The sequence below is a fragment of the Methylobacterium sp. J-030 genome (assembly GCF_022829545.1).
Taxonomy (GTDB): domain Bacteria; phylum Pseudomonadota; class Alphaproteobacteria; order Rhizobiales; family Beijerinckiaceae; genus Methylobacterium.
In genome coordinates, this window is sequence record NZ_JAKSYM010000236.1 from 1 (window position 1) to 11,129 (window position 11,129).

Consider the following 11,129-nt stretch of genomic DNA (forward strand, 5'->3'; position numbering starts at 1 on the left):
GATCGCGCTCCTCGCTGCTCTGGCCAGCGTCACCTGCCTTCCCGCCGCTGGACGTGCCCAGAGCACGTCGGAGCCACCTCGGAGGCCAGTGTCGGGAGCTACGTCCGCCGGCGAGGAAGCGGCATCAGCCGTCGATCCAGCGGTGCTCGATCGCTGCCGACAGCGGGCGGACGCTCAGAAGCTCAAGGAAGGGTCGGAGCGGAGGGCTTTCATGGGGACATGCGTCACGCCCGAGGATTGAGGTGCGGCTTCCATTGGTCCTTCGGTCTCCCACAGAAACCGGCTCCCGAGCGCCTCTCAGAAGTGTTCGCCCCTGATTGCTCAGCAATCACAACCGCAACGTCGTCAGGGCCGCGCGCTACCTCGCGTTCGTCGCTCCGGCCACTGACCGAACGGCACATGGCCTAACCACGTCGTCGCGGGATCCAGCCCCCGACAACCAGCGAGAGCTGCAAGTGGTTTTCGTGTTTAGCCCGGGATCACGTCAGGCACGATCCGCGGGACCAAGAAGGCGACGCCCATCGTCGCATCGCGACACCACACGACTCTGACCGGCAACGCGGTGCTCTTCTTGCCGATCGAGAGGTTGAACGTGTTCGGCACCTTCGTGCCCGAAGCGAACAGGACGCAAGCACCTGTAGGGCTGTGGTTGAGCACTACGCAGGGGGAACGAACGTTGGTTCCAGCCAGCGACACCTCCCCCTCCAGCGTCGACGTCACCCGAAGCTTGGCTCGGCGCTCTAACATCACAGTACACTGCTAAAGGTGAACCAATACGATCTCACACGCTCCTTAAGACTTTATAGGTGAAGCTAAACATCGAATGAAAAGACTATTAATCCTTGGCTAACGGTTCAAGGCGAGCTATTCGGCGTAGCGCTCGGCGCTCGCCAAAAGTGCTGGCCTCGGAAGCCAGTGCCGGAAGGCCGCTTCGAAGGCTGCCGAGCCAGCGGCGACCATCTCCGACAAGGCGAAGCGGGGCCGGCCGGTCGCGGAAGGTCATGGAAGCCGTTGGGGCTTAGAATGCAGAAGGCCCCCGCGATAGTCCTGCGAGGGCCTGCGCATCTTCCGAGGATATCAGTGCCCCCGAACGGAATAGGCACTGCTCATTACCGTTAAGCTATAAGCCTGGATACTGGCTCAAAGCGATCCGTCAGAACTGGGGTAAGCGCGAACACGCCCGCGGCCGGAAGCCAGGCCTGCGCCCGATGGAGTGGTGACATCCGTTGCGCCCGACGGTGACCAGCCTTCGGCCTTCCATGTATTGGCTTTCTGGTCGAGATCGACCGAACCATGCTGTTCGAGGATGTCCATCACCATCGGACCGCGAGCCTCGTCAGCGCGGACAGTGACGAGCGTACCGCCTCGACGGACACCTTCGCCGTAGGCATGCGCGTCCTTCTCGCTGACACCTGCGCCGGTCAGCCCACCAGCAAGACCTCCCGCTGCTGCTCCGATGCCCGCACCTGTCAGTGTGGCAACGAGCCAGCCCGCGGCCACGACCGGTCCAACGCCTGGGATTGCGATCAAGCCGAGACCCGCGAGCAAACCTGCCGCGCCACCGACCACAGTCCCAAGCGTAGCGCCTGTGCCGGTGCCATCCTTGGCCTTCTCCCGGGTATCATCACTCACGTGATCCCCGTCGCCCTTCAGTGAGCCGCTGTGGCGGTCTCCTTCGTTGTTGCTGACGATGCTGATGTCAGCGTGCGGGACCCCACCAGCTTCGAGTTTGCTAACCGCGGTGCTTGCATCCTCGTAGCGATCGAAAAGCGCGGTAATTGTCTGCTGAGCCATGGAAAATCTCCTCGATTAATTCTGGATCACTGCGCGGCAACGTTGCCTTTGAAGTCGAGGCCCACGGTGGTGGGTTTGCCGTCACGCATCGCCGTGCCGTACCAGATGCCATCGGCATCTTTCTTGAGGTCCTTGGCGTCCTTGAACCCTGCCTTGTCGAGACGCGAACGAACTTCGCCTTCCGTGAAGCTGTTTGCGCCCTTCTCCAGCTTTGTGTTGGCGGTGCTTCCCGTGGAGGCGCCGTCCGGCGTCATCTTGTCGGTGTTGGGTCGCGTAACGCTCTGCTGGCCGCCGGATTGTTGGCTGGTCTTCGCATCAGGCGAGGCGGGCGAGCCCGTCGTTGTGGTCTGGGCCATGGCGCCCGAACTGAGCACGCTCATGAGAAGGATAGCAGCGGCAGAGGTACGCATGACGGTCTCCAATCGGGTATAGGATGGTGGAAACACTCCGAATTCATCAGACGTTCCAGAAATAAAAATTGATTGCAGACAATTTAATCGACCGGAGCCTGAATGAAATGGCCAGGAACCATTTGCCTACCGGCCTGCGACGAAGCGGAAAAACCAGTAGATATTTAACGCGCGGACGCGCCAAATTCTAAGTTGTTCCCTCAACAAAGAAAAGAACTTTGGGTCTTTTTAATCCAAGGCAGATTTTTAGAAGAACCCGCCCCCCGAGCGCCCCTCGAAGGCGTTCGGTCGCCGGATGTGGCCCACCACCGTGCACGGGTCCCAATGGCCGCTCTGATCTATGGTCCGTGCGAGATCAGCGCCGCGCCTCTAGAGCGTCACGCTGTCACGTGACCACGTGGTCACGTCAATTCGCATCGTTGCCATCGGGACAGAACTTGAGCTGTCCCCTCCTCGCTGAGTCGAAGCGCGCTTCCGTCATCAGTCGGAATTTGAGCGAGCGGGTGCGATTGAAGCAGTCCTCGTAAAGTACCTCGCCGAAGACATATAATCTCTTCGATCCGCCGTAGATCGAGCTCCACTCCGCGGTATCAAACGACCTATCCTCGTCAGCTAGCGCAACCGTGACTTGGGTTGGCGACAGAGGGCCGTAGGACTGGAATTCGGGTCCGATCGTGAAGGGTCGATCGTCGTCCGCATCTCTAAGATCGCTGTCGAGCCGGATGCGCACGTTGTTAGCCGGCGTCGTCCCGAAGTTCCGGAAGCCGACCTCATACTGGGCGAAGTCGGCGTCATTCCGGAAACCGCCTTTGTCGAGGCCGAGGTAAGCGCGAAGCTGCCGCTCCGCTGTCTGATCGGCCCCATGCACGAGCCGCCGAGTCGCCCACCACAGACCCCAGGTGACGGCGGTCAACAGCGCAGTGAAGGCCGCCACCAGCGTGTCCGTGATCTTGAGTCGGTAGCCGTGGATCACCGGCCAGAACTCTGTTCCCTCCTCCGCGGCCTCCGCTTGCCGTTGGATGGCCTGAGTTGTGCCCCCGACATAATCTCTGGCGCTAGGCGCAGCTGTGCGCTCAGCTGCCGCTGGCGGCGCCGGGCGAGCATCTTCGGCGGCCGCTGCGGTCGCGAGAACGCATAGGATGAATGCAAGCCGCATCGCGGTCGGCCATCTAGGGGCGTTATACCACGTGATCACGTGGTCACTCTCCCCGGTTCAGAGCGTCGAAGTCGCGTCCGTGCTGGCGCAGCACCATCCGCAGCCCCTCGATGTAGAGGTCGTGCGGCTTGCAGTCCGTCGCCGCTGCGATCTCGCGCAGCGCCTTGAACACCTTGGGATGCGCGTAGATCGAGGCATGGGGCTTCTCGTACCGGACGCGGCGCTTGTACCCCTCGGGTCCGGCCGGTTCGTCTATAGCAGATGTAGAAACCACGTTGTCACGCTTTAACGTTTGCACGTCTTCACGTTGTAACGTGGTCACGTCGTCACGCTGACCTGTGGGCGCGTTCTCACGTGGTTGATTAACTGTGGTGGCCTGCGCGGCGATCCTGGCGAGCTGATCGTTGATCGACGGGCGGGGTTTCTTGCTCATGCCTTCGCGCCTCCGAGCTGCGCCTTGATCCACTGCCAGAGCAACCGGACCTCGACGGCTGCCTTACCCTTCGGCGCCAGTTCCGTAACGCCCTGCCCTGTCGTCATTGAGTCGAGAAAATCCGATCGCGTCGCCACCATGGACGGCGCCAGCGCCCCAGTGCTGACCAGCGCCGTCGCTGCGTCGAGCGTGCGGGCCTGCGTGGTCGGGTTGCACTGATTGAGCACGAAGGCGAACGGCTTCTTCAGGAGGCGCAGTTGCTCCACCGTCGGCCGCGCTGCCTCGACGTCGAGGATGGACGGCTTTACCGGCAGGAGGCACAGGCTGGCTTCGCGCAGCACCAGGGCCACGTCGGGGCCGAACCGGCCGGGCGTGTCCACGATCGCGAGCGAGACCGCCCCAGCGCTGCGGATCCGGCCAAGCGTCCCCGCGAACGCCGACGGCTCGACCCGCTGAACGTCGAGCCCGTCCACCTCGCGCCGCTTCCCCCAGCCGGCCAGCGACGCTTGGGGGTCAGCGTCGAGCGCAGCGACCGTCTCCCCGTCCTGCATCGCCGCGACGGCGAGCGAAGCGGCGAGGGTGCTTTTGCCGCTGCCGCCCTTCTGTGTCGTGAGGACCAGGACACGCATCACAGCCCCGCCATCCCGGCCGGGTTCTGCTTGAAGAGCTGCCCGCTGTGGATGTAGCCGCTGGTCGTGTCGAAGCGCTTGTGCCGGAGCTGCCGTTGAATGGCATGGCCTGGCGCATCGTTCGCTGCGGCCGACGTGGCGAGCCCCGAGCGCAACGAGTGGCCGGCATAGGCTGCCGCGAGCCGCCGTGCCTCTTCCGGCGAGTGCCCCTCCGCCAGCGCGGCCGCCTCGACCGTGCGCTGTACGATCCGGGCGACGGCGCGATCCGTCACCGCCTTCGCGCCGATATGACCGTACCGATCGATAGGCCGGAATGCGGGACCTTCCTTCAGGTGTGCCGCATGGATCCAAGCGCGATAGCTGCGCACTGGGCACGTATCCATGTTCGAGCCATAGGGGACGCCTATCTCGACGCCCTCCCCCGATTGGTCCGTCTTGCTGCGGGCGAGATGCACCACCAATCCGTCGGGCCGCTCCTCGACCCACGCGTGGCCGTCCCGGCGCGAAACCTCGAGCCCGGCGAGTTCCGATCGACGAAGCGCAGCGGCGAACCCCACGAGGATGAGCGCCCGATCGCGCCGGCCGGCCAGCGTGTCCGGCAGGGTGGCAACGGCGCGCCGGAGATCCACCGTCATCAGGGGCCGCTTCTTCGCCGCCGGCTGGCCGTGAGTGCGCTTGATACCTCGCCACGCGTCGCGGAACGCCGCCGAATCGGTATCGAGGTGAAGCCCCGCCGTGGCGTGTTGCTCGCGGATCGCAGCCAGTCGACGTTGTAACGTGGCAACTTTCAACGTGGCAGCGTGGTCGATCAGGTAGGCTAGGACTGCGGCCGGACTGGCGGGCAGAGCAGCCTCCCTTCGTATCTCGCACCAGGCGGCGAAGGCCCGCACGTCCGAGGCGTAGGCCCGGCGCGTATTCTTGGCCCGCGCTTGACCGGCATATTCACGTGCCCGCTCAGCGAACGCTTGCAGGCCGGTCGGCGCGGGGAGGGCCAAGTCCGTGCTCAACGCTGAGCCTCCTCAGCCAGAGGCTCGCCTTCGTCGATCGCCGAGGTGATCTGGTTCCGAATGAGCTTCAACGCTGCTTGTACCGGATCGGCCCAGTCCGGCCGCTGGGCCTTCTGGATGGCCTCGGACGGGACGACGACGAAGAACCGCGTCCGCCCCTTCGAGCGCGCATGCCAGAAACCGCGGACCTCGACACCGTCCGCCACTGGCCGCGACTTGACGATGAAGTCCTGCCCGGCGTGTGAGAAGGCGAGGCGGGGCGGGGTCGCTGGCATGCTGGCGTCTGGTGTCCGATAATCTCTTCTTATCGGACCTTAGACGACCACGCAGGAGCTGGCAACGAGATCGCGTCACCACGTTGTAACGTGGTCATGCGGACACGTGGCAATCGGGCTTCGGCTGGTCTATTTCAGGCGCACCAGCCGCGGGAGCGGTCGGGGTTGTGCGCGAGGCCGGGCGAGCCGCGATGGTATGGCCGCCCGGCAAGCGCGCAAATAATCGAGCGCAGAGGTCAGAAAGGCGTTGCCGCTTGCGCTAGCCTAGCAATTCAGCATGCTTGCGGTGCTAGGGACGGAATATGCAGCGCGCCGCTCGATCCTCTGAGTGTCTATGATCGAAGCGGACGCGATCCTGGCCCGCATGCGCCAAGTGCTTACCGAGCCGAAGATCGTCGCCGGTGCTCCGGCGTGGCAACAGGGCAACCGTCCCCGCAAACTGGTGCTGGCAGCTCTGGCAGAGGGACAGACGCTGAACGCCGAGCTTCACATCACGGCCGTAGTGGATTTGCCCAACGAGGATATGAGCTTCCAGCTGTGCTTGGCAGAGCCCAGCGAGATGTTTCCCATCGCTCGGTTCGATTGGCGGCCGCCCAGAGCGCACACGAACCGTGTTGGCCCACATCGCGGCCTTACCAGCTTCACAGGGCTGCACCCCTTCGAGGAGAATGCGGCGCTCGGCCTTTCCGCTATGGTGGCGAACAACTTGCCTGTCTCGTTGCCGATCGATCCAGATCCTGCCGATTTCGAACAGGCGGTTGCCTATGTATGTGCTACCTTCAATCTCGCGTTCCGGAATGAACTGCCAACGCCGCCATGGTCACCCTCGCTGATCTGAAGAGCCTCCATCCCCTCGCCGCTGTCGCGGACGAGGCTGCGCGCGCGCTTATCCAGGTTCGTACCGGGCCGGGGGCGGACGCTCGCGTCATGCTGCCCGTCCTGTATCCCTCAGGTAGCTTCGTGACGTTGCGGATCGGGGGTGGCCCCCGGGACTTCGTCATCACGGACGACGGAGCCGCAGCGCGCGAGGCCGACATGGCCGGCGCAACCGAGTTCTTCCATCGTGCTGCCCGAGAGACCGCGGAGCGTTCCGGGGTCAAGTTCGATGGCAACGAGCTATTCGAGATTGAGGCGCCGGCCGACAACCTGCCTGGGTTCATGGCGATTGTCGCCGATGCATCGAGGCGGGCTGCGCAACTCGTTGCCGAGCGTCACGCCGAACGCCTCGACCGTCGCCTGAAGGTCGGCTTGGCGGATCGGCTCAAGCACGTGTTCGGCGAGAAGCATGTCGATGCTCGACCGCAGGTTTCTGGCGCGTCTTCGCACGCGTGGCCGTTCGATGCGGCGGCTCGGGTTGAGGGCCGCACCATTCTTTTCGCGGCCGTCACACCTTCTGCGGTGTCCGTGTCGTCCGCCTACCTCAAACTGGACGATGTGCGGCGTCTGACCGATGCGCCCCTTACTGTCGCCGTTCTGAGCCGTCCGGCGGCCTTCCGGGAGGATCAGCGTTTGATCCTAGGTCGTGCGGCGAGGATCGTCGATGCAAGTGCGTCCGACGACACATTTCGTCGGCTGGCGGCCTGACCAACCCTTCATCTCAAGATTACTTCGGCACGCGGCGCCAAGGGGGCCCGCGGAGGCCGGCGTTGGGGTGGGGCGCGTCCGCCTCCCGCACGCCATGCTCGCGAAGCCATCGGTCCATTTCATCCTCCTCTGGCTCGCCGGCCGCAACGGCCGGCAGTCCGCTCAGGCGGTCCAAGGCGTAATCGATGGCCTTCCGGTCCCACCGATGCGTGCCCGGGAGCGCGGTTGGAAATCGGCCGATGATGACCCAATGCCGAAAGCCGCCCGGCGTCAGTCCGCAATACGCCGCTGCGTCCGCGATCGTCAGGCACCGTGGCTCCAGCACCAAAGGGCCTCTCGGCTGTCTCGGTCGCTTCGTCATGCGCTCTTTCCAGGTGATCGCAGGGGGCGGCTTGGGCGAAGCCTACAGGAGGATGAGCCGTTCCTGTTTCCTGCGCCGGCCGGCACTTGCCTCCTCTTCTGGCGCAGCTTCGACGATGATTGAGCCGTCCCGGAAGACGACACGCACGTCCGTGTAGCCGGCGGCACGCATGGCTCGGATCGCCCGCGCGATGTCAGCTTGGGTCACTTGGGCTGGGGTGCGGGGCATCGCCTATTCCTTCGGGCGGCGACCCTGACCGCCTTTGGCTTTGCCATCCTTGTCGGGTTCGGGCTCGTCGCCGATCGGCTTTGCCACGGTCGAGCGCGCCGGATGCCGGTTGCGCTCACGCCACTCCTTGATGAAGCGCAGAGTTGTGACGATGCGACCGCCCAAGCGCTCATATGCGAGGTCCCCGCGGGCGGCCGCGTTCCGCAAGGCTAAACCCGACAAGGCGCCATCGGGGAAGGCCAGACGCGCGGCCGTGTCGAGGTGTAGCGGCGTGTCGTCGGTGACCTCGGATCGGTCAGGGAGGGGGCGCGGACGCTTCGGCATGCTCCTCTCTGGTGCCGATAGTTGACGCTGGCGCACCTCAAGATGCCCAGTGAGGCTATCGAGGATCGGCCGGTATCGCTCACCGTAACGGCCCACGATGTAGTTCATATGCACGACCTCGCGCTCGATCTCGGCGATGGTCGGCTCTGGCATCGGCTGCATCGGCGGGCATCCTCTGCGGGTCCGCGCACGATGGCGTGCGCTCTGGGAGGATCCTATGCTTGAACCCGATCTCCTCACAGCCGACGAGGCGGCCAAGCTCCTGCGGATCGGCCGCCGAACCTTCGACGGTCACGTAGCCCGCGGCGACATCGCCTACATCGCGGTCGGCCTGGGCGAGAAGCGAGTCCGCAAGCGGTTCGACCCCGAGGACATCACCCAGTTCCGGGAGCGGCAGAGACGGGTGGAATGCCCGCCTGAGCCCACTCGGGGACGTAGGCGTGCCCCGGATGTCCCCGTTCAGGAGATCATCGACTTCAAAGCGCTGCTGCAGAAACGGCAGGCGGCGAGGCGGTCAGCGCGGCATGCGGATCGTGACGGCGGCCATTAAGCCATGTCGTCGTCTCGCCCATCCCGGCGAGAGCCGCGAGCTACGACCACCAGTGCATCATCGGGCAAGGGCCGCTGGAGATCCTTGGCCTCAAACCAGGGCGCCGACAACCACGTTGCCCACTCCTCCGGCTTCGTGAGGATCACCGGCATGGCTTTCGGATGCACGGCACCAACCTCGGCGTTCGGCTCGGTGGTCAGGAAGGCGTAGAGATCGTCCGTCGTCTCGCCGTCCTTCACCTTACGCACGCTTTGCCAGCCCTCGACCAGGATGCCCGCGAAGCAGGTGAGGGGCCGATCCTCCGTCAAGGCGAACCACACGGGCGGGTGCGAGCCGTCCGCGGCCTTCTCGTTCTCGCTGAAGCTCGTGAACGGCACGAGGCAGCGGTGTTCGGGCGAGAGCCATCGGCGCCAGTGCGGGGAGGCCGTGTTGCGCACGTTTGTGACGCCAGGATCGACCTTCTTCCCCTTCAGCGCGAAGGCAGGGGATGGCATGCCCCAGCGCATCATCGACAGGCCCCGAGCGCCGTCGCGCATGCGGATCACGGGCGCCGCCGTGTTCGGGAATATGCCGGGCAGCGGCGGCAGGTTGCCGGTGTCATCGCGCTCGACGCTGAACACCCTGCCGATTTCCGACTGACCGCGGATCAAGCTGTAGAGGTTGCACATTCGGCTCGCTCGCCAAGGTCGCGCAGGGAAACAGGACCCAAGGTGACGAACGCTGCCCCGCCGCCCGATCTGATCACGGGCTGGCGGGGCTCGGTGCCGTTCCTCACGGCGAGGGGGCCAGTACGCGACGCGGCCCGAGAGCAGCGTGACGAAGCGCGGTTAGCCCGTCCTCAACGGCACGATCCGTCAGGGTCCCAGATCGAGAAGCCTCAGTCGCTTTTCAGGTTCGCGGCGCTCTCTTTACCGCTGCGCCGGTCCGCCTCGACATCGTAGGAGATCTTCTGCCCCTCGACCAGATTGCGCATATTCGCGCGCTCGACGGCCGAGATATGGACGAACACGTCCTTGCCGCCGTCATCCGGCTGGATGAAGCCGTAGCCCTTGGTCTCGTTGAACCACTTCACAGTGCCGGTAGCCATAAACGTATCCTGGTCGTCTCCAGCATGCCAACACGGCAGGCTGTGAGGGCGAACCTGCGCAAATGTCCGCGTGTTCCGAGGGGAAAGGTGCACCACTTCTCGGTGTCTGCGGCGGAGCGCTCACCCTTTCCGCTACCGAAACCGGATCCCAGCCACGCCGCCGTTCTCGGGGATGAACTCAAGGCCGGCGGTCAAGGCACCAGCCCCGCGAGCCCGCAGACCGCCAAGGCTGTGACGATGACGGTGAAGCCCGCGAGCGAGACAGTGCCGCCGATCCGAGCCCAGCGCTGGCTCATGGCTCGGCCTTCCGGCGCAGTTTCACACCCGGCTCGCCGTGGTTCAAGAACTCGACGCCTTCAGCCTCAAGGGCGCGTTGCACAGCTGAGATGGTCTTCAGACCGCTTTTCAGCGTGTCGGAGCCGCAAGCCTCCATGTTGCGGATCGTCCCGATGCTCACGCCCGACGCTTCGGCCAGGCGTGAGGTCGAGGCCTACAACGCACTTTTCACGGCTCGCCCGACCACGCTGCCGGGCGTTGCAGCCCTTGCCGAATATCTGCAGGAGGCCACGGACCGCACGCGCATAGACCTCGTGCTGTCTTCCGGCGAACGCGCCCTGTCTACCGTCACCGACGCGCTGCGCGTGATCCTGGCAACCCGAGAGGAATGCTCCAGGCACGAGGCCAGTCTCGTGGGCATGCTCGACCTCGCGTCCGCCACGATCGACGAGCTGCAGGATATTCGAGACTTGGCCGATGCGGTCGGCGGCGTGGCCTACGCCTACACATGGGGACCGCGCTGCGGGACGCGCCGGGGGCGCTATGGGGCCATCGAGCCCAATGGCATCGGCAAGCTGATGCACTGGCTGGGCGATGCCTTGACCGAGGTCGAGAGTGCGGCCGAACTGGAAGTTTGGCGCCGAGCGCCCGGCACACAGGTCGATCGCGAGACCCGTCTGTCGATGTGCGCCGTGACGACTATCGACGGCGGCGACCGTGACGCGATCAAGGCCTTTGCTCATGAGCTGCTGGCCCACGCCGAGGCCGAGCTCGAGGGCCGCTGATACCGCCCCCCCCCCTCTTTTTTCCGCCGTGCGTACCGCCCCGGCTGGACCCCGCCGGGCTTTCCCTTCCTTGCGACCCCGGACCATCCCCATGGCCGACGTGCGCACTTTCATCCCGCGTCCGATCCGGGGCGCGATCGTTCCCCCGCCGCCCCTCCCCGGCCCGCCCCTCCGCGCCCGCCTGGGGGATGCCGTGCAGATCCCACTGGACGCCGCGGACCGCATCATTG

At 65.0% G+C, this 11,129-nt stretch carries 18 protein-coding genes; 5 read left to right on the forward strand and 13 right to left on the reverse strand.

Features of this window, described 5'->3' with window-relative positions:
- The first annotated feature begins 142 nt into the window (after positions 1–142).
- Positions 143–241: a PsiF family protein gene (locus MKK75_RS36380; protein WP_409567581.1), complete on the forward strand. Its 99-nt coding sequence runs from the start codon at positions 143–145 to the stop codon at positions 239–241.
- A 227-nt stretch (positions 242–468) separates the two neighbouring features.
- On the opposite strand, the gene MKK75_RS17190 is transcribed toward MKK75_RS36380, so the two are convergent.
- The 8 genes from MKK75_RS17190 to MKK75_RS17225 all read right to left on the reverse strand — a co-directional run bounded on the left by MKK75_RS17190 (position 469) and on the right by MKK75_RS17225 (position 5,704).
- Positions 469–747, reverse strand: a complete 279-nt coding sequence (locus MKK75_RS17190; protein WP_279593955.1) for a PilZ domain-containing protein — start codon at positions 745–747, stop codon at positions 469–471.
- Between the two features lie 393 nt (positions 748–1,140).
- Positions 1,141–1,794 carry a hypothetical protein gene (locus tag MKK75_RS17195; protein ID WP_244043758.1) on the reverse strand — a complete coding sequence of 218 codons (654 nt, stop codon included), beginning with the start codon at positions 1,792–1,794 and terminating at the stop codon, positions 1,141–1,143.
- A 26-nt stretch (positions 1,795–1,820) separates the two neighbouring features.
- Complete coding sequence (locus tag MKK75_RS17200; protein ID WP_244043759.1) at positions 1,821–2,204, reverse strand: hypothetical protein; 384 nt, start codon at positions 2,202–2,204, stop codon at positions 1,821–1,823.
- Positions 2,205–2,610: 406 nt separating this feature from the next.
- Positions 2,611–3,177, reverse strand: a complete 567-nt coding sequence (locus MKK75_RS17205) for a hypothetical protein (RefSeq protein WP_244043760.1) — start codon at positions 3,175–3,177, stop codon at positions 2,611–2,613.
- Positions 3,178–3,403: 226 nt separating this feature from the next.
- Entirely contained in the window at positions 3,404–3,793 is a 390-nt protein-coding gene (locus MKK75_RS17210) for a hypothetical protein (RefSeq protein ID WP_244043761.1), read from the reverse strand.
- The gene (locus tag MKK75_RS17215) at positions 3,790–4,422 is read right to left on the reverse strand and encodes a ParA family protein (RefSeq protein WP_244043762.1); all 633 of its coding nucleotides are present in this window, start codon (positions 4,420–4,422) and stop codon (positions 3,790–3,792) included. The genes MKK75_RS17210 and MKK75_RS17215 overlap by 4 nt, the downstream gene beginning before the upstream one ends.
- The gene (locus MKK75_RS17220; protein WP_279593956.1) at positions 4,422–5,429 is read right to left on the reverse strand and encodes a tyrosine-type recombinase/integrase; all 1,008 of its coding nucleotides are present in this window, start codon (positions 5,427–5,429) and stop codon (positions 4,422–4,424) included. Before MKK75_RS17220 ends, MKK75_RS17215 begins: the two co-directional genes overlap by 1 nt.
- Positions 5,426–5,704 carry a hypothetical protein gene (locus tag MKK75_RS17225; protein WP_244043764.1) on the reverse strand — a complete coding sequence of 93 codons (279 nt, stop codon included), beginning with the start codon at positions 5,702–5,704 and terminating at the stop codon, positions 5,426–5,428. Before MKK75_RS17225 ends, MKK75_RS17220 begins: the two co-directional genes overlap by 4 nt.
- Positions 5,705–6,038: 334 nt before the next feature.
- Between MKK75_RS17225 and MKK75_RS17230 the strand changes: the two genes are divergently transcribed.
- On the forward strand, positions 6,039–6,542 hold the full coding sequence (locus MKK75_RS17230; RefSeq protein ID WP_244043765.1) for a hypothetical protein: 504 nt from the start codon (positions 6,039–6,041) through the stop codon (positions 6,540–6,542).
- The gene (locus MKK75_RS17235; RefSeq protein ID WP_244043766.1) at positions 6,521–7,288 is read left to right on the forward strand and encodes a hypothetical protein; all 768 of its coding nucleotides are present in this window, start codon (positions 6,521–6,523) and stop codon (positions 7,286–7,288) included. Before MKK75_RS17230 ends, MKK75_RS17235 begins: the two co-directional genes overlap by 22 nt.
- Before the next feature lie 403 nt (positions 7,289–7,691).
- Here MKK75_RS17235 and MKK75_RS17240 read toward each other — a convergent pair whose 3' ends face one another.
- Both MKK75_RS17240 and MKK75_RS17245 read right to left on the reverse strand, forming a co-directional pair.
- Positions 7,692–7,877, reverse strand: coding sequence for a hypothetical protein (locus MKK75_RS17240; protein ID WP_244043767.1), 186 nt, complete (start codon positions 7,875–7,877; stop codon positions 7,692–7,694).
- A gap of 3 nt (positions 7,878–7,880) precedes the next feature.
- Positions 7,881–8,354 (reverse strand): hypothetical protein, encoded by a 474-nt coding sequence (locus MKK75_RS17245; protein WP_244043768.1) that lies wholly within the window; start codon positions 8,352–8,354, stop codon positions 7,881–7,883.
- A gap of 64 nt (positions 8,355–8,418) precedes the next feature.
- On the opposite strand from MKK75_RS17245, the gene MKK75_RS17250 reads away from it, so the two are divergent.
- Positions 8,419–8,751, forward strand: a complete 333-nt coding sequence (locus tag MKK75_RS17250) for a helix-turn-helix domain-containing protein (protein ID WP_244043769.1) — start codon at positions 8,419–8,421, stop codon at positions 8,749–8,751.
- On the opposite strand, the gene MKK75_RS17255 is transcribed toward MKK75_RS17250, so the two are convergent.
- The 3 genes from MKK75_RS17255 to MKK75_RS17265 all read right to left on the reverse strand — a co-directional run bounded on the left by MKK75_RS17255 (position 8,748) and on the right by MKK75_RS17265 (position 10,295).
- Positions 8,748–9,419 (reverse strand): SOS response-associated peptidase, encoded by a 672-nt coding sequence (locus tag MKK75_RS17255; protein WP_244043770.1) that lies wholly within the window; start codon positions 9,417–9,419, stop codon positions 8,748–8,750. The two genes, MKK75_RS17250 and MKK75_RS17255, sit on opposite strands and share 4 nt — an antisense overlap.
- A gap of 209 nt (positions 9,420–9,628) precedes the next feature.
- Positions 9,629–9,838 carry a cold-shock protein gene (locus MKK75_RS17260; protein ID WP_244043771.1) on the reverse strand — a complete coding sequence of 70 codons (210 nt, stop codon included), beginning with the start codon at positions 9,836–9,838 and terminating at the stop codon, positions 9,629–9,631.
- Between the two features lie 292 nt (positions 9,839–10,130).
- A complete protein-coding gene (locus MKK75_RS17265; RefSeq protein WP_244043772.1) occupies positions 10,131–10,295 on the reverse strand; it encodes a transcriptional regulator in 165 nt (54 codons plus the stop codon).
- Here MKK75_RS17265 and MKK75_RS17270 point away from each other — a divergent pair.
- On the forward strand, positions 10,288–10,899 hold the full coding sequence (locus tag MKK75_RS17270) for a hypothetical protein (RefSeq protein WP_244043773.1): 612 nt from the start codon (positions 10,288–10,290) through the stop codon (positions 10,897–10,899). The two genes, MKK75_RS17265 and MKK75_RS17270, sit on opposite strands and share 8 nt — an antisense overlap.
- Positions 10,900–11,129: the final 230 nt, after the last annotated feature.

Bases quoted from the DNA above. Each gene is read 5' to 3' on its own strand.
- MKK75_RS17190 (WP_279593955.1), bottom strand. From the start codon at position 747: ATGTTAGAGCGCCGAGCCAAGCTTCGGGTGACGTCGACGCTGGAGGGG.
- MKK75_RS17195 (WP_244043758.1), bottom strand. From the start codon at position 1,794: ATGGCTCAGCAGACAATTACCGCGCTTTTCGATCGCTACGAGGATGCA.
- MKK75_RS17200 (WP_244043759.1), bottom strand. From the start codon at position 2,204: ATGCGTACCTCTGCCGCTGCTATCCTTCTCATGAGCGTGCTCAGTTCG.
- MKK75_RS17210 (WP_244043761.1), bottom strand. From the start codon at position 3,793: ATGAGCAAGAAACCCCGCCCGTCGATCAACGATCAGCTCGCCAGGATC.
- MKK75_RS17215 (WP_244043762.1), bottom strand. From the start codon at position 4,422: ATGCGTGTCCTGGTCCTCACGACACAGAAGGGCGGCAGCGGCAAAAGC.
- MKK75_RS17225 (WP_244043764.1), bottom strand. From the start codon at position 5,704: ATGCCAGCGACCCCGCCCCGCCTCGCCTTCTCACACGCCGGGCAGGAC.
- MKK75_RS17230 (WP_244043765.1), top strand. From the start codon at position 6,039: ATGATCGAAGCGGACGCGATCCTGGCCCGCATGCGCCAAGTGCTTACC.
- MKK75_RS17235 (WP_244043766.1), top strand. From the start codon at position 6,521: ATGGTCACCCTCGCTGATCTGAAGAGCCTCCATCCCCTCGCCGCTGTC.
- MKK75_RS17240 (WP_244043767.1), bottom strand. From the start codon at position 7,877: ATGCCCCGCACCCCAGCCCAAGTGACCCAAGCTGACATCGCGCGGGCG.
- MKK75_RS17245 (WP_244043768.1), bottom strand. From the start codon at position 8,354: ATGCCAGAGCCGACCATCGCCGAGATCGAGCGCGAGGTCGTGCATATG.
- MKK75_RS17250 (WP_244043769.1), top strand. From the start codon at position 8,419: ATGCTTGAACCCGATCTCCTCACAGCCGACGAGGCGGCCAAGCTCCTG.
- MKK75_RS17255 (WP_244043770.1), bottom strand. From the start codon at position 9,419: ATGTGCAACCTCTACAGCTTGATCCGCGGTCAGTCGGAAATCGGCAGG.
- MKK75_RS17260 (WP_244043771.1), bottom strand. From the start codon at position 9,838: ATGGCTACCGGCACTGTGAAGTGGTTCAACGAGACCAAGGGCTACGGC.
- MKK75_RS17270 (WP_244043773.1), top strand. From the start codon at position 10,288: ATGCTCACGCCCGACGCTTCGGCCAGGCGTGAGGTCGAGGCCTACAAC.